The following is a 15,524-nucleotide window of genomic DNA, read 5'->3' on the forward strand; positions in this document are numbered from 1 at the left end:
GTGCCTCTGATTTTCCGCTACGCCGCCCGCTCGGACGTCGGGATGGTGCGCGCCAAAAATGATGACTCGGCCTACGCCGGAGCACACTTGGCGATCCTTGCCGATGGCATGGGGGGTCACGCCGGCGGCGATGTGGCCTCGGCAACCACCGTCTTGGAACTGGTGCACCTGGACCATGACCGCTACGCAGACGGCGCGGACATCATCTTTGCCGACGAAATCCAGGCCGCGAACTCGATGCTGCGCGAGCTCGTGTCGACCAACCCGAGACTCTCCGGCATGGGTACTACCTTGAGCGGTTTGCTGCTCACCGAGGACAAGCTCTTTCTCGCTCACATCGGCGACTCGCGGGCGTACCGCTTAAAGGATGACGAGTTCGCCCAAATCAGCAAGGATCACACCTTTGTGCAGATGCTTGTCGATGAGGGGCGGCTCAGCCCGGCGGCAGCCGCGGTGCACCCTAACAAGAACGTGGTCATGCGTGTGTTGGGGGATGTCGATGCCAGCCCGGAACTTGATATCAGCGAATTTACGCCGCAAGTGGGGGAGAAGTGGTTCCTGTTTTCGGACGGCGTCTCCGACGTCTTGCCGGACCATGTCATCGAGAAGGTAGTTCGAGATTCTGCGGATCTCAATACTGCGGTCAACCGGTTGGTGGACCTCACCCTGGCCGGCGGAGCCCCCGATAACACGACCGTGATTGCGGTAGAGGTCGTCGAGGCGACCGAAAAGGACCTTGAGGACGCGGCTTTAGCAGCAGCGCTTTCGGCCTCCAAGGATGAGGCACCCGAATCTGGCCAGAACGCCGAATCCACGGAAGCGCAGGACGGCGCAAAGCATCCGGCATCCCCGGATACGGAAACGGTTGCGACTGGGTCAACCACGGACACTAGATCCGGGGTTTCCCTCAGCGAAGGCTTCAATGTGAACGCCGTCGAGGCGCAGGCGAAAGCTCAAGCACAGTCGATTCGCCGTGATTTGGCGAGCCGACCGCACTTACTTGTGGGTGCTGCGGCACTGGCAACCGAAACGGGTCAAATCCCCATTGTCGCCGCCAAGCCCCGCCATCCTCGCGCTGCTGCCGTACTGACTCACCGCGGTCCCGGTAAGGCAATTGAGCCGGAAATCTTCTGGGAGGAAGAGCGGTCGGTGCCCCGCAAGCGCTGGGTCATTCCGGCGTTCTTGACCGTCATGATCCTTTTGCTCTCGGTGGTGGCCTGGATGGGCTACACCTGGACTCAAACTCGCTACTATGTCGGGGAAAAGGACGGCAAGGTTGCCATCTACAAGGGCGTATCGCAGAGCCTTGGTCCGATCCCGCTCAGCCAAGAATATGAAGTCGAGAATATTCCGGTGGTGTTCCTTCCTGACTACAACTATCAGCGGGTCAAGGGGACCATTCCGGCACGCGATCTGGCGCACGCGGAGCAAATCGTTGGCGAACTTCGCGACTCGGTGCGCGCCGCCGGGTGTATCCCGGTGGACGTGCAAGCAACCGAGCGACCAACGGACTCCGCAACAAGCACGCCCTCGCCTAGTCCCACTCGCAGCGGCACCAGCTCTGCCACCGGAACACCTTCAGGAACCCCAAGCCCCGGTGCCACCTTGCAGACCTGTGCGGAGGTAAGCGAATGAGCAATCCGTCACTCGCGGTCGCAAAACCGCGCCGCAACGCCGAACTATTGTTGCTGATACTGGCCCTCGCGGTAGGTATCGGAGCGAACTTTATTGTCAGCTTCGAACCGGGGCAACCGCTCGCAGGAGAGTTCTACTCGCAAGCCATTGTGTTTGCACTGATGACGCTCGGACTGCACATCGTTTTGCGCTACCGCGCCCAATATGCCGATCCGGTAATACTTCCCACCGTGGTGGCGCTCAATGGGCTGGGCCTGGCCATGATTCACCGAATTGATCTGGAATTGTCCCCGGAAAACCAGGTAGGCAACCGCCAATTGCTGTGGACAATTCTTGGCATGGCCTTCTGCGGAGCGGTCTTGTGGGCTGTAAAGGATCACCGCGTCTTGCGGCGATTCACTTATATTTCCCTGGTCGTCAGCGGTGTCTTGCTGGCTCTGCCGTTGCTGCCGTTCATCGGAATGGAAATCAACGGAGCCCGGATTTGGATCAATCTCGGCTTCGCGACCTTCCAGCCGGGTGAAATCGCCAAGATCACGCTCGCTATATTCTTCGCCGGTTATTTATCGATGAACCGGGATCTAATCCTGCTTGCCGGAAAGAAAGTCGGGCCAATCCAGTTCCCCCGATTCCGCGACCTCGCCCCGATGATCGTGGCGTGGCTCGCGTCCATTGGGATCCTGGTGTTCCAGACCGACCTTGGTTCCGCGATCCTGTTCTTCGGCCTCTTTGTGGTCATGATCTATGTGGCCACCGGGCGGTTGAGCTGGATACTCATCGGCCTCGTTTTGGTTGCCGCCGGAGGATTCTTTGCTTACCGCACGTTCTCCCACGTTGCCGCCCGTATTGATACCTGGCTCAACGCATTCGACCCCGAGGTATATGACGCCTTGGGCGGTAGCCGCCAGGTTGTCCAGGGGCTTTTCGGTATGGCCGATGGCTCTCTCTTCGGTCGCGGCCTTGGCGGTGGTTCGCCAACCACCACCTATTTCGCGAACTCGGACATGATTATTGCGAGCTTCGGTGAAGAACTCGGCATGATCGGTCTGTACGCCATCCTGCTGTTGTTCCTCATCTTGGTGTCGCGCGGTGTGCGCGCAGCGTTGGGCACACGGGACGGCTTCGGCAAGTTGCTCGCGGTGGGGCTCTCGCTCTCCATTGCGTTGCAAGTGTTTGTGGTAGTTGGCGGGGTCACCCGGCTCATCCCGCTCACAGGGTTGACCACACCCTTTATGGCAGCCGGCGGTTCCTCGCTTTTGGCCAACTGGATCATCGTGGCGCTGCTTTTGCGAATATCCGATAATGCTCGGCGGCCATCGCCTGCCCAGCAGGCACCCCAGGAGCCATTCCCGCAAACCGGAGACCCGGCCGGGATGCCGCCCTCTGGAACACCAGAAGCCACAGATGTCATCAGGCCGGAAGGAGCACGCGCGTGAATCAGTCCATTCGTAACGCCTGGGTCGCGGCCCTCGTGCTCTTCACCATGATCTTTGGCAGCGTCGCGGCCGTACAGTTCTTCCAACAAGAAAACCTGGAACAGAACGCCTGGAACACTCGCCGCATTGTTCGTGACTTTGGCATGGACCGCGGTTCGATCCTGGTGGACGGGAAACCCATTGCGGAATCGATTCCGGCCGAGGGCCAATTCCCGTTCAAGCGCGTATATGCCGATTCGCCCATGTATTCCTATTTGACAGGTTTCTACGCACTCTCGACCGGCACCAGTCAGCTAGAAGCCGCGGAAAACGCGGCCCTCAGCGGCGTCAATGTGGGACCGGTGGGAGAGCGCGTCATGCAGTTGTTTACCGGCAACGCCAACCAGGGCTCCTCGGTGGAAACGACTATTAATCCCAACCTGCAGCGAGTCGCCTTCAATGCGATTCCAGAGGGCTTGAAGGCCTCTGTGGTGGCACTTGACCCGAAGACGGGCGCGGTTTTGGCTATGGCCTCCAAACCTACCTATGACGCGAATAGAGTCTCCGGAACGGACACAGAGGCGATCGCGCAGGCAACCCAGGAGTATGAGGCCGCGGGAATCTCCATTTATCAGAACCCTGCGGTGAGCCGCACCGTGGCCCCAGGTTCGGTGTTCAAGATCATTGACACTGTCGCTGCGCTGGAATCCGGCAAGTACAACAAGGACAGCGTCATGCCGAACCCTCCGGCCACGACCTTCCCGGGTATTACCGACTACACCCTCCCCAATTACGCCGGTGGAAACTGCACCACCAGAAGCGAAGCCGATTTCGCCTTCGCGTTTGCCCAGTCCTGCAACTCTCCATTCATCAGCATTGCCCAAGATCTCGGCAATCAGGCGATCAAGGAAACTGCGCAAAAGTTTGGATTTGGGCAGAAGCTCAGCATTCCGGTACCGGTCGAGCCGAGCTCGCTTGGCGAGACGGACTATCCGACAAACTCCCCCGAATTTGCCCGTACCGTTATTGGGCAGCAGGACGTGCGGATGACGCCGTTGCAGGTCGCCATGATGGCCTCGGCCATCGCCAATGATGGCACCTTGATGAAACCCAATATGGTCAAGAACATCCGTACCCCGGATCTTCAGGTCGTCGAAGCCCCCGAACCCGAGGTCTTCTCTACCGTGACCACTCCAGAAATTGCGAACCAAATCACCACCTGGATGGAAGGTGTGGTGGAAAATGGAACAGCAACTGGAGCAGCGGTTCCTGGGGTCAAGGTAGCGGCTAAATCCGGTACCGCAGACATCGGCAACGAGGTTTCGGCCCAGAACACAAACTCATGGATCACCGGCTTCGCACCAGCGGATGATCCAAAAATCGCATTTGCGATCGTTATTGAGAACACAGACGTATCCACGGGAAATAGAGTGAATGGCGCCATTGCCAAGCAACTGATTGAGGCGGTGTTAAACCAGTGAGACCTACATCGGGAATCATTTTGGGTAATCGATTTAAGCTCACCAAGCGCATCGCCATCGGCGGCATGGGCGAGGTCTGGGAAGCCGAGGACCAGGTGCTCGGCCGCATCGTCGCGATCAAGATTCTTAAAGAGGAATATACGGGCGACCCGGGTTTCCTCAGTCGCTTCCGTAACGAGGCCAAGCACACCGCGCTCCTCAATCACGATGGCATCGCCAACGTCTACGATTACGGCGAAGAAGACGGCTCCGCCTACCTCGTGATGGAGCTGGTACCGGGACAGCCGCTCTCCAGCATCATCGAACATGAGCAGGTGCTCTCCCCGGACCGCACACTCTCAATCATTGCCCAGACCGCGCAGGGGTTGGCCGCCGCCCACCAACAGGGCCTGGTGCACCGTGACGTCAAGCCCGGAAACCTGTTGGTCACCCCTGATGGTCGGGTCAAGATTACCGACTTCGGCATCGCGCGACTGACCGACCAAGTGCCGCTCACCGCGACCGGTCAGGTCATGGGAACCGCGCAGTACCTGGCTCCCGAGCAAGCCACTGGTCAGCAAGCGACCGGCTCCAGCGACATTTATGCGCTCGGTGTCATTGGTTACGAACTGCTCACCGGCTCGCGGCCGTTCACCGGGGAGTCGCAGATCGCGATCGCTCTTTCGCAGGTTAATGACACGCCGCCGCAGATGCCGACCAGCATTCCGGCGCCGGTGCGCGCGCTCATCATGTCGATGCTGTCCAAGGACCCCAAGGATCGTCCGCAGAATGCCACGGCGCTTTCCGAAGCCGCGGAAGCAATCCGCCGCAATGACCTGAGCGCGGCGCTGGCAGCAGTTCCGCAGATGCGGCCCTTCTTGGACACCCCCGATCCGGACGCCACGCAAGTGGTCAGTGTGGTCACCGGCACCGCACCGACCGTCGCGGTGGATGCGTCACCCTCGACGGCGTCTCTTCCTGTGACCGAGACCGTTGGCGCGCAACGCGAGTGGTTTGAAGGGGATGACGAGGATGACGCCGCTCCGGTCAAGGAGGAGACGCGCAAGCGTTCCCCGTGGACCGTGCCGCTCATTGTGTTGCTGGTGCTCGCGGCCCTCGCCATCCTGTACTTCGCAGTGTTGCAGCCACTGGTGTCGAACCGTTCCGGCAACGACACTCCGCCGGCAACCACGTCGAGCACGCCGTCATCCCGTCCCACAACGCCAAGTCCGACCCCGTCGACGCCAACGCCAACTCAATCCACGTCAGACTCCGTTGAAGTGAATGCAGTGTCCTACGTTGAGCAACCGGCAGATCAAGTCGAGGCGGCGTTGCGTCAACTAGGTCTCGAAGTCAGCAGGCAAAATAGCGCCTCCGACACTATTGCCGAAGGTCTGGTTATTTCGGTGTCGCCCGAGGGTCAACTCCCTAAGGGCTCGAATGTCACCATCACAGTGTCTACCGGCCCCGACACGGTACAAGTGCCCACCGGCCTGCAGGGAATGTCCCAACAACAGGCCGTCTCCGCGCTGGATAAGCAGGGCATTAAGTACCGTATTGAGACGCAACCTAGTAACGATGTCGCGCAAGGAAACGTCATCAGCGTTAGCCCGGGCGAGGGTTCGTCCATCAGGCCGGATGAAATTGTGACCTTGGTTGTCTCCTCGGGCCCCGAGCAACAGGAGCCGTCGCCCACGCCTACCTCTAGCGGCGGTGACCAGGGCCAGGGGCCAACACCGCCAGGCAATGGCGGCGGCAACAGCGGAGGCAACGGCTAATCATTACCAATCCGCACAGACACCGCACGGACGCAGACCACTGAGGGGAGGGAACCGTGAACATGCCTGAAAAGCTGGGCGACCGCTATGAAATTGGCGAGCTCATCGGCCGCGGCGGCATGGCCGACGTGTACTTGGCGAAGGATCTTCGCTTGGGACGCACCGTCGCCATTAAGCTCTTGCGCCCGGACCTAGCGCGGGATCCGCTCTTCCAGTCGCGGTTCCGCCGTGAGGCTCAAGCCGTTGCGGCCCTGAACCACCCCTCGATCGTTTCGGTCTATGACACCGGCGAGCAAGAACTGGGCGCGGGAACCGACGCCAGCGTCAAGGTGCCATACATCGTCATGGAATATGTGCCTGGCCGGACCCTCCGGGACCTCATCAAGTCAGGCGACATCTCCGAGAAGCAAGCGGTCACCTACACCGAGGGTGTTCTGGCGGCGCTCGAATACTCGCACCGCGCCGGTATTGTGCACCGCGACATCAAACCGGCAAACGTCATCATCACCTCGGATGGCCGGGTCAAGGTCATGGACTTTGGCATTGCCCGCGCGATTGCGGACTCGTCCTCCACCATGACCCAGACTCAGGCAGTGGTGGGTACAGCCCAGTATCTCTCCCCGGAACAGGCCCGCGGGGAGACGGTTGACGCCAGAAGCGACCTGTACTCGGCAGGATGCCTGCTCTATGAAATGCTCACCGGTCGGCCGCCCTTCATTGGCGACAGCCCGGTATCGGTGGCCTACCAGCATGTTCGTGAGGAACCCCAGCACCCGGTCAAACTCAACCCAGAGGTTCCGGACGCGCTGGACAAGGTCGTCATGCATTCGCTCAAGAAGGACAAGTCCGAGCGTTTCCAGGACGCCGCTACCTTCCTCAAGGCCCTCCGTGCGGCAAAGCGCGGCATGGTGGACACCTCTGTGGCAGTATCCACCGACACCGGGGCGACCCAGATTGTTCAAACCGTAACGCCACTGGCACCCGAAGCGCAGACCCGAGCCATGGCGAAGGTCATGACCGGCGGCCCGCTCACCACCCCGGACTCGGATCCTGAAAACGAGGATCCGACCGGCGACATGCCCGGCGCGTTTAAGTTCACCGACACGGACCAGAAGGACACCAAGAAAAAGAGCAGGGTGGGCTGGATCGTGGCGATTGTGCTTCTGGCCCTTGCTCTCGCCGGTGCCGGAACCTTCCTCGCGCTCCAATTCCTCACCCCGAAGGCACCAGAGACCGTCGCCGTGCCCAACGTCGCCGGAAAAACGAGTCAAGAGGCGATGAACCTCATTTACGGCGCGAATCTCAGACCGAACAGCGTTGAGGAGTTCCACGATTCCGTCCCTGCCGGTCAAGCCATTGGCACCGAACCAGCCTCGGGTCAACAGGTCACTCTCAACTCCGAGGTCACGGTAAAAATCTCCAAGGGACCGGGTACCATCACCATCCCGGAGAATCTCGCCGGCCAATCCGAGAGCGAGGTCAGTTTCCAACTGAGAGACATGGGCCTTAACGTGACCACCACCCGTCAAAACAGCGCCCAAGTAGGCGCCGGACTGGTCATCAAGACCAACCCTGACGCGGGCCAAAAGGTCGCGGCAGGATCCAATGTGGAGATTGTGGTCTCCACTGGCAAGGTCACCGTGCCCAATTTCGTGGGCATGAAAATTGAGGATGCCCAAAAGCTCTGCGATGATCCGGCAACGGGACTGCGCTGCATTGTCCAAGAGCGCGAATACGCCTCCGAAGACGTCGCAGAAGGCACCGTGACTCAACAGGATCCGCAACCGAACGAGGAGACGAGTCAGGGCGGTACGGTCACTCTCACGGTGGCGGTCAAACCAGAGCCGACGCCCACACCGACACCCACCAGCAGCCCGAAGCCCACGTCTTCCCGCCGCTAAGGGAAGACGCGCAACAGAGGCGATCTAGAGGTGCGCTCCATCCTCTACCAGGGGAGAGAGCGAAACCGACCGCTCCCTGGCACCGGCTAGTCCTACCGTTTCCAGCCAGTTACCGAGCATTTGGTAACCGCCCTCGGTGAGAACCGACTCGGGATGAAACTGCACACCGACAATGGGCGCCGAGACGTGCTCCAACGCCATGATGACGCCGTCCTCGGTTCTGGCGCTCACCCGCAAAGCGTCCGGCACTTGGGTCGGCTCGGAAGCCAGCGAGTGGTAACGCGTCGTATTCACCGGCGAAGGCAGACCGGCAAACACGGAGGTCCCGTCGTGATGTACGGCGGATACCTTGCCGTGCATCAATTGCGGCGCATGCACCACTTCGCCGCCGAACGCTTCGGTAATCGCCTGATGCCCCAGGCACACACCCAAAAGCGGCGTCGACGACTCGGCGGCAAAGTTCACCAGGTCAATGCTGACGCCCGCGTCCTTCGGGGCCCCAGGCCCCGGGGAAATCACTATGCCGTCCACCCGAGAAGCAAGCTCGCGCGCCTGAGCCGGGGACACGTCGTCGTTCCTCACCACCTCAACCGTGGCACCAAGCTGCTCGAGGTATCCCACCAGGGTGTAGACGAAGCTGTCATAGTTGTCGATGACGAGGAGGCGGACACTCATTCGGTCCCGCCGATGGTGGTGTTTTCGGTGAAGGGGGAGAATTGCGTCATCCAAGGGAAGACGAACACCATCAGCAAGTACACCGCGCCGGCGATCAAGGCGAGCGCAATGATAATGCGCACGAGCAACGGGCCGGGCAGGTGCCGGAAAATCCATCCATACATGATTATCCCTGTGCCTTCTCACTCAGCTTCTGGACCAGCGGCGCAATTTCGGCCGGAGCCGGAGCGTCGGCGGGCCGCCACGATTCCATGACCGCGTACGCCGCAATGCGTTCGGTGGACCCAAACCGGGGGTTACATGTGGTCAGGGTCAGGATACGCTCGGTTGGCTCTGCGCCCTGCTGGGTGGGAACGGGGTAGAGCACGTCGGTGCGGTTAGGCAGCACGATCTCTTGGTTGCGGAAGACGTAGGTGTAAAAGCCGTCCTTGGTCCACACGTAGATCTTGTCGCCGGGCCGCAACTCATGGACCTGATCGAAGACCTGGCCGTAGGTTTGCCGGTGCCCGGCGACCGCGAAGTTGCCGACCGCCCCAGGCATTTGCGTACCGGGGTAGTGGCCCACGCCGAGCGTATTGAGCACGTCGAGACTGACGCCGGTGGTGATTGGGCGGTTGTATTCGGCGCCGAAGCGCGGGATCATCATGACGCCAAATTGCGTGCCGACCGGGGGTTCTTGACCCACCACGGGCTCGCCGTAATCCTTGTTAGGGTCTTCCCCGGTGGCCGCAGGCGGCGGGTTGAAGTCCTTGACGAGCGAGTTCACGGCTTGCGCCTGGGTGGCGTCCGCTTCGATATTGGTCCACCACAGTTGCCAGGCGACAAAAAGAAGCAAGATGAGACCCACCGTGATGAAAAGCTCGCCGATGACTTGGATAACAACCTGCAACGGGGAGCGCGGCCGATACTTTTGGGTACGACCGTGCCGCACGCTCCGGCGTGAGCGCTCCGCCGACGGCTCACTGCCCATCAGCTCATCTACTGTCGTGCTCATTCGTCCCTTAAATTGGCAAGCAAACGTGCGCTCTCTAAGAATAACGGGTATTCCTGAGCGGCTATGCCCGCGCTCGGCTGGCTGGTCGGCTGGGCGCTTGGCTGGGCGCCCCGGCCGGGCACGGGTAGAATTGGCTATCAGTCCCAACGATTGAATGCCCAGGAGAAACTGTGCCGGAGTCCAAAGCCCGCAAGCGCGACACCCGTCAACCCGAAACGGCCAAGGTCGCGGAGCCGATCGGCGTCGTTTACAAGTCCATCATGTTTGGGCTCTTGATTCTGGGATTCCTGTGGATTATCACCTTTTACATCACCGAGGGCGCGTTCCCCATTGAGCCAATCCAGTACTGGAATATTGCCATCGGGTTTGGCCTGGCTCTCATTGGCTTCCTGATGATGACTCGGTGGCGCTAGACCCCTCCTCAGCGACGGTTTCCTGTTGCAGGGTTTCCAGGCTTTGCGCGTCAGCAACCATGGCCGCCACGGTGCGGATAAAAATGACCAGCCAGCCGAAAATGATCGCGCCGGCCGCCAATTCGAGCGCCGTCAGGTTGTAGTACCCCAAGGGGAAATAAAGCACGACGGCGAGTAGCAGCACTCCGAGCAAGGTATAGGAAGTGCCAAAAAAGGTTTTGGGAATTTCCTTAATCCAAAACGGCAGCCCGAGCGTGATCGCGGCAAAGATCAGCATCATGGACATGGCGGCGGTGTTGTGCGCCGGAACAGAGACGTCCACCGGGACGAGCCCGACCAGGGAAAGACATATCCCGAGAATCACAAGAAGCCACTGCACGAGCTCGACCCCGCGCATGTTCTGGTGCCCCTTGAGTTTGCGCCAGGTGCGCAGGTCGCTGGTGATGTAGGAGGCCAACACGGTAATCACCGCCCCGGAGAGTATCAGCGTCACGTTGAACGCGTAAGCGGCGTTGCCCGAATCGCTGGCACCGAGGATAGAGAAGTTAGTCTGCCACCACTGCGTGTTATCGGTGGTGATCATGCTGGTAAAGGCTCCGGCGACAATGAAGACGGCCAGCAGGTTGGCGAGGGTGTAGCTGGAGATACTGCTCCCGGAGAGGTACACCGAGTATGCGGTGACCCCGCAACACGCGGCCACAAACATTGCCGCAGCGAACGGTTCTAACACGAGGCCTTGGAACGCGTCTTGGAATACGTAAAAGGATGCCAGCATCGTCAAGAAGGCAATCGCTGCGTGAACGAAGGCAAGGGCGGCCACATCAAAAACGCGGCGGGCACGGCTGACCCGAAGCATCCACGCCCGCGAAGGATCCTGGAAGGAGAGTGTGTACGCGACGCAGAACGTGGCAAAGCTAAAGATTGCCGCGGCGCTGGCGGTCGCCATCCCGACCGAACCCGCCCCAGAGAGCGGAACCTGACGGCCCAGGAAGTAGACGAAGGCCGCGATTCCGGAGACTCCAGCACTGATCAAAGCCGCATAGAGTGCCCGCGACTCATTCGCAACCGCGCTGGTCAGCGCCTGGTGTTGTTGTACTTCGGCCACCCTATTGATTTACCACGAACGGCTCGTTACCACACCTTAATGACTTGCCCAGTGTCCGCACCGTAGACCGAGCGTACGAATCCCTGGGCGACCTGCAAGCCATCGACCGGGATAAATCCGGCCATCGCACCGCCAAAGGTGTCGACCGATTCGGTGAGCAAATTGGGGCTCACCGCATTGATGCGCAGCGGCGCGAATTCGGCGGCGCTGGTGGTCACAAACGCGTTCACGCCGGCATTGGCGACCGCCAACGGTGACCCTGCGGGAATGGGCGCGTCACTGAGAATTCCCGAGGTGAGAGTGATCGAGCCGCCTGGCTTGATCACTTTGCGAGCGGCGAGCGCAATGCCGATCTGCGAAAAGAGTTTGCCCTCGGCTGCTTTTCTGTAATCGTCTACGGTTGCCTCTGAGACCGGTGCCATATGGCCCGGGCCCGCGGCACTGACTACGGCATCGAGATCTCGAACTTTCGCGAACAGTTCACCGACGCTGGCCGAGTTCGTGATGTCGACCGGATACTCGCTGCTATCGCGATGCGCTTCTAGTATTTCCAGCCGGCCCTCGCCGAACTTCTCGTGGCGCTCTTTGAGAGCCGTCACCGCGGCCGCTCCTACTGTGCCTGAGGCACCAATCACCAAAATGCGCATGCCGTTAGAACCAATCGCTCGTGCGTATTTGTTCCATAGCGCGTCGGCGATTCTCCTTGCTCAACCGCTGAATGTAGACAATGCCGTCGAGGTGATCGGTTTCGTGTTGCAACGCCTGGGCCATGATCCCTTCGCCGTCCACGAATACCGGCTCATTGTTCAGATCCACACCCTTGACGGCCGCATAAGACGCACGCTCGGTGGGGAACCACAGTTTGGGAACGGAGAGGCAGCCCTCGGTGATTTCTTTGCGCTCGCCCTTAACCTCCACAAGTTCGGGGTTGAGCACGTAGCCTTTTTGGCCGTCCACGTTGTACGAAAATGCGCGCAACCCCACACCGATTTGCGGCGCCGCGAGTCCGGCCCGTCCGGGAAGTTCGACGGTGTCCATCAAATCCTGCACTAATTCGCGCGTACCCTTGCCAAAATCGGTAACCGGATCGCACAGGGTGCTCAGAATGGGATCGCCAAAGAAGCGGAGCTCGCGGGTGGCCATGCCGTCCTTTCGGGGAAGTAGTGTCGATGTCCATCCTAGACGCGGGAGGGTGTGCGCCGGGCCGACCGCGCGCTCATCCGCCAATTGCACTTTCATGACGCAATTTCCGGATGAAAACGCAATTGAGGGATGAACGGCGGAGCGGGGTGGGATAAGTGCACAAAGTTATCCACAGGCTGTGGACTGATACCGCCTGGAACCCCGCTGCTTTAGCCCCGATCAGCCGGATTGCAGGCCAGGAGAGTTATTCACAACTGTGGAATTACATGTGTGTAACTTATGCACGCTGTGGACAAGGTCTGTGGATAAGTGGGGTTTAGAAGATGCGAACGTACTTGATCGCCGTCACAATGACCAGAACAAGGACAATGAGCGCCAAGCCGACGGTCTGTACGAGCGTCTGATTCTTGCCGCGCGGCGCATGGGCGATGACCGCACCGGCGGCGGCGCCGACCACGAGTCCGCCAACATGCGCTTGCCAGGAAATCCCGCTCGCCATAAAGCTGATGACGAAGTTGATGCCAAGAATCACCAGCAGTTGCGTGACGTCGCTACCGACCTTGCGCGAAATCACAAAGAGCGCGCCGAAGAGACCAAAGATGGCGCCGGAAGCACCCACCACTCCAACGTTGGGAGTACCAAGGAGCAGTACACCCACCGAGCCGCCGAGTGCGGAAATCAAATACAGCGCGAGGAAACGCCAGTGGCCGATGGCGGGCTCCAGGGCGCGCGCCAAAATCCACAAGGCGTACATATTCAACGCGATGTGCAGCACAAAGGATTGCGAGTGTAAGAATGCCGAGGTCATCATCCGCCATGGCTCGAAATCCAGTGGCGTGCCCTGCATCGTGTAGAGCGGGGCGTAAAGGAATTCTTCGGTGAATCCGGGGACCAGATATTGCAGAGCAAAGACAACCAGGCACACGCCAATGATGGTGTACCCGACGTAGGGCGTATTTTTGCCGTGCTTTACCGTCGCACCGAATGCCGTCCTGCCGTCCGGGATGGCAGCGGCGGCCCGGTTGACGCAATCAACGCACTGCATGCCCACCGAGGCTTGCCGTTGGCATTCTGTGCAGGTGGGACGTCCGCAACGCTGACAACGCACATAGGCCACCCGGTCCGGGTGGCGCGGGCAGACAGGCGCTTCGGTGCCGGAAATGTTCCCGGAGGTTCCGTAAGACAAAGTTTTCCTTGAATGACAGCCGGGGGCGCGAAGATTCTCCGCGCCCCCGGGAAACGAAATTACGCGGACTCGATGTCGATGCTTTCGATCACAACGTCCTCGAGCGGCTTGTCACGGCCGTCGGTTGCCACCGCATTCAGCTTGTCCACCACAGCCTTTGATGCGTCATCGGCAACTTCACCGAAAATGGTGTGCTTGCCCTGGAGCCAAGTGGTGGGAACGGTCGTGATGAAGAACTGTGACCCGTTGGTTCCGCGTCCGCCCTGGATGCCAGCATTGGCCATCGCCAGCTTGTACGGCTCGGTGAAGTCCAGGTCGGAGCTGATTTCATCGTCAAACTGGTAACCAGGACCGCCGATGCCCTGACCAAGCGGATCGCCGCCCTGGATCATGAAGTTCGGGATGATGCGGTGGAAGATCGTGCCGTTGTAGAGCGGTTCGTTCTTCTTCTCACCGGTTTGCGGGTGAGTCCATTCTTGGCTGCCGTTCGCAAGACCGGTGAAGTTTTTGACGGTCTTGGGCGCGTGATTGCCGAACAGATTAACGACGATATCGCCTTGATTGGTGTGGATGGTTGCTTTTTCAGTTGGGTTAGCACTCATGTGGCAATTGTTTCACGTGGACTTGCCAATGAACATGAGATTGGCTGTGGCCGAGCGGCGCTTTCTCGGAGAGCGGACTATCTGGAGTACATGGTGGATAGCACGGTGGTCGGTTTCGTCGTAGGCTAAAGAAATATCAACCCACCGGATAGCGGAGGAAATATGCCAAACGCGGAAAATATCGCAAAAGATGTCCAGCAGAATGTGAAGTCTTCGGTCGAGTCGGCTCGCGACTGGGCTGCTCCGCGAGTGGAAGCAGCAGTGGAGTGGGCCGCACCGCGGATTGAAAAGGGCATTGAGACTGCTTCGCCCAAAATCCAAGAGGGATTGAAGAAAGCAGCAGCGGGCTTGGCCGATGGGATTGCCAAAGCCACCCCCAAGATTCAAGACGGACTTGAGAAGATGGGTCCAAAAATTTCGGATGCTGTGGATTCCGCGTCACCCAAGATTCAACAAACCTTGGACAAGACCGGCCCCGCTTTGTCACACGCTCGCGACGTGGTGGTAGATCAATACTTGCCAACCGTGTCGGCGAAACTTGGCGAAGCATCCGATGCCGTCAGCAAGAGTGTCGACGATTTCCGTGGCACCCCTGCCGGAAAGAAGGTAGCTGAGACCGTGAAACTCTCCAAGAAACAAACCAAGAAGGCGCAAAAGCGCGCCAGTGCAGCGATCGCAAAGGCCAAGAAAGAGGCAGAGAAGGTCGCCCGCCAGAACAATAAGTCCGGGGCCAAAAAGGGCTGGCTGGTCTTTGGCATTATTGCCGCCGCTGTCACCGCCGGTGTTGCCGCCTGGAAGGCCTCCCGTCCGGTTCAGGACCCGTGGCAAGTACCTCAACCCCCGCAGTCCGGAAACTCCGGCAGTGGCGCAAGCTCCGCACAGGGCAAGGCCAACTCGGCACAAGATAAGGCCAAGGACGCCGCACAGGACTTGAAGGGTGCAGCTCAGGATAGGGCCGAGGACGTCCAGGACGCGAGCAAGGACGCCGTGAGCAGCGCTAAGCACGCCGCGCAGGACTCCGCTGACGATGTGAAGAGCGCAGCCAAGGACGTTGCTGATAGCGCTAAGTCCGCGGCAAAGGACGTGAAGAACAACGTCGCCGACGCCGCAAAGGACGCCGGAGACGCGATCAAGAAGGCTACCGAAAAGTAAGCGACAGCGGTCTAGGCGCCGCGAGAAAGCCTATAGAATAGCTCCGGTCCCATCTTCATGGGGCC

Annotated in this window: 15 protein-coding genes; 7 read left to right on the forward strand and 8 right to left on the reverse strand. The window is 59.8% G+C overall.

Translation table 11 applies throughout. The features are described 5' to 3' along the window. The 5 genes from O148_RS14990 to pknB all read left to right on the forward strand — a co-directional run bounded on the left by O148_RS14990 (position 1) and on the right by pknB (position 8,189). On the forward strand, positions 1-1,635 hold the full coding sequence (locus O148_RS14990) for a PP2C family protein-serine/threonine phosphatase (RefSeq protein WP_051619865.1): 1,635 nt from the start codon (positions 1-3) through the stop codon (positions 1,633-1,635). Then, positions 1,632-3,071 carry an FtsW/RodA/SpoVE family cell cycle protein gene (locus O148_RS14995; RefSeq protein WP_075204288.1) on the forward strand — a complete coding sequence of 480 codons (1,440 nt, stop codon included), beginning with the start codon at positions 1,632-1,634 and terminating at the stop codon, positions 3,069-3,071. Before O148_RS14990 ends, O148_RS14995 begins: the two co-directional genes overlap by 4 nt. Beyond that, entirely contained in the window at positions 3,068-4,531 is a 1,464-nt protein-coding gene (locus O148_RS0105225; RefSeq protein ID WP_026530066.1) for a peptidoglycan D,D-transpeptidase FtsI family protein, read from the forward strand. Before O148_RS14995 ends, O148_RS0105225 begins: the two co-directional genes overlap by 4 nt. Next, positions 4,528-6,288 (forward strand): protein kinase domain-containing protein, encoded by a 1,761-nt coding sequence (locus O148_RS15000; RefSeq protein WP_075204289.1) that lies wholly within the window; start codon positions 4,528-4,530, stop codon positions 6,286-6,288. Before O148_RS0105225 ends, O148_RS15000 begins: the two co-directional genes overlap by 4 nt. Before the next feature lie 62 nt (positions 6,289-6,350). After that, complete coding sequence (pknB, locus tag O148_RS0105235; protein ID WP_026530067.1) at positions 6,351-8,189, forward strand: Stk1 family PASTA domain-containing Ser/Thr kinase; 1,839 nt, start codon at positions 6,351-6,353, stop codon at positions 8,187-8,189. A 24-nt stretch (positions 8,190-8,213) separates the two neighbouring features. On the opposite strand, the gene O148_RS0105240 is transcribed toward pknB, so the two are convergent. The 3 genes from O148_RS0105240 to O148_RS0105250 are packed head-to-tail and all read right to left on the reverse strand — an operon-like array spanning position 8,214 to position 9,858. After that, positions 8,214-8,864 carry an anthranilate synthase component II gene (locus O148_RS0105240; RefSeq protein WP_026530068.1) on the reverse strand — a complete coding sequence of 217 codons (651 nt, stop codon included), beginning with the start codon at positions 8,862-8,864 and terminating at the stop codon, positions 8,214-8,216. Continuing rightward, entirely contained in the window at positions 8,861-9,028 is a 168-nt protein-coding gene (locus tag O148_RS17905) for a hypothetical protein (protein WP_026530069.1), read from the reverse strand. The genes O148_RS0105240 and O148_RS17905 overlap by 4 nt, the downstream gene beginning before the upstream one ends. Positions 9,029-9,030: 2 nt before the next feature. Then, the gene (locus tag O148_RS0105250) at positions 9,031-9,858 is read right to left on the reverse strand and encodes a class E sortase (protein WP_026530070.1); all 828 of its coding nucleotides are present in this window, start codon (positions 9,856-9,858) and stop codon (positions 9,031-9,033) included. Between the two features lie 170 nt (positions 9,859-10,028). Between O148_RS0105250 and O148_RS0105255 the strand changes: the two genes are divergently transcribed. Then, positions 10,029-10,271: a cell division protein CrgA gene (locus O148_RS0105255; protein WP_026530071.1), complete on the forward strand. Its 243-nt coding sequence runs from the start codon at positions 10,029-10,031 to the stop codon at positions 10,269-10,271. Here the strand turns inward: O148_RS0105255 and O148_RS15005 are convergent. The 5 genes from O148_RS15005 to O148_RS0105280 all read right to left on the reverse strand — a co-directional run bounded on the left by O148_RS15005 (position 10,237) and on the right by O148_RS0105280 (position 14,307). Next, the gene (locus O148_RS15005) at positions 10,237-11,376 is read right to left on the reverse strand and encodes a hypothetical protein (RefSeq protein WP_075204290.1); all 1,140 of its coding nucleotides are present in this window, start codon (positions 11,374-11,376) and stop codon (positions 10,237-10,239) included. The genes O148_RS0105255 and O148_RS15005 overlap by 35 nt on opposite strands. Before the next feature lie 26 nt (positions 11,377-11,402). After that, positions 11,403-12,023, reverse strand: coding sequence for a short chain dehydrogenase (locus O148_RS0105265; RefSeq protein WP_026530072.1), 621 nt, complete (start codon positions 12,021-12,023; stop codon positions 11,403-11,405). Positions 12,024-12,027: 4 nt separating this feature from the next. Continuing rightward, positions 12,028-12,519, reverse strand: a complete 492-nt coding sequence (gene def / locus O148_RS0105270) for a peptide deformylase (protein WP_026530073.1) — start codon at positions 12,517-12,519, stop codon at positions 12,028-12,030. Positions 12,520-12,835: 316 nt separating this feature from the next. Next, positions 12,836-13,705 carry a rhomboid family intramembrane serine protease gene (locus O148_RS0105275; protein WP_051619866.1) on the reverse strand — a complete coding sequence of 290 codons (870 nt, stop codon included), beginning with the start codon at positions 13,703-13,705 and terminating at the stop codon, positions 12,836-12,838. Between the two features lie 59 nt (positions 13,706-13,764). After that, positions 13,765-14,307 carry a peptidylprolyl isomerase gene (locus O148_RS0105280; RefSeq protein WP_026530075.1) on the reverse strand — a complete coding sequence of 181 codons (543 nt, stop codon included), beginning with the start codon at positions 14,305-14,307 and terminating at the stop codon, positions 13,765-13,767. 162 nt (positions 14,308-14,469) lie between these two features. Here O148_RS0105280 and O148_RS0105285 point away from each other — a divergent pair, with 162 nt between their 5' ends. After that, the gene (locus tag O148_RS0105285) at positions 14,470-15,459 is read left to right on the forward strand and encodes a hypothetical protein (RefSeq protein ID WP_026530076.1); all 990 of its coding nucleotides are present in this window, start codon (positions 14,470-14,472) and stop codon (positions 15,457-15,459) included. Positions 15,460-15,524 lie beyond the last annotated feature (65 nt).

It is taken from the genome of Haematomicrobium sanguinis DSM 21259 (assembly GCF_000688395.1).
GTDB classification, from domain to species: Bacteria; Actinomycetota; Actinomycetes; order Actinomycetales; family Micrococcaceae; genus Haematomicrobium; species Haematomicrobium sanguinis.